Raw genomic sequence first — 647 nt, forward strand, 5'->3', positions numbered from 1 at the left:
GGCCCCCGGTCAGCCACGACGCGATGACCGGGGCCGCTCCCGTTCTGCTCCGCCTGCTCCCGCCTGATCAGCCGAGGTGGACCGAGCTGCGGGCCACGCCGTTGGTGAAGCCGAGCCGGCGGTAGAGCCGGATCGCCCCCACGTTGTCGGTGTAGACGCCGAGCGCGACGTGGTCGTACCGGGCGGCCAGGGCCCGGGTCACCCCGGCGGTCAGCGCCGCGCCCAAGCCGCGGCCCCGGCGGTCGGTCGCCACGGTCAGCCCGGCCAGGAAGCCGATGTCGCCCCGGCTGCGGTCCGCCCCGCAGGCCACGAGCCGGTCGCCGTCCCGGATGCCGTACCAGTCGACGATGCGCGGGTCGCCGGGGCGGGAGGTGGTGGTCGGGAAGGAATCGTCGATCAGCGCGGCCAGCGCCGGGTGGTCGGCCTCGGTGAGGCGTACCACCCGCTCCTCCTCCGGCTGCGCGGGCGGGGGCGCGGTGGCCCAGAGAAAGTCCCACTCGTCCAGCCGGGTGACGGTCAACCGCCCGGTCAGCTCCTGCGGCTCGCTGCGGGGCAGGTGCAACCACCCACCGGCCCGCAGTACCCCGTCCGCCGCCAGCCCGGCGAAGATGTCGATCGCCGGGCTGGCGGCGGACGGGGTACTGCGG

Annotated in this window: 1 protein-coding gene; it reads right to left on the reverse strand. The window is 76.0% G+C overall.

Translation table 11 applies throughout. The features are described from left to right. Nucleotides 1–67 precede the first annotated feature (67 nt). Nucleotides 68–647 (reverse strand): GNAT family N-acetyltransferase (locus DKL51_RS33620; RefSeq protein WP_148097937.1); only part of this gene is annotated, 580 nt, incomplete at its 5' end.

It is taken from the genome of Micromonospora globispora (assembly GCF_003857015.1).
Lineage (GTDB): Bacteria > Actinomycetota > Actinomycetes > Mycobacteriales > Micromonosporaceae > Micromonospora > Micromonospora globispora.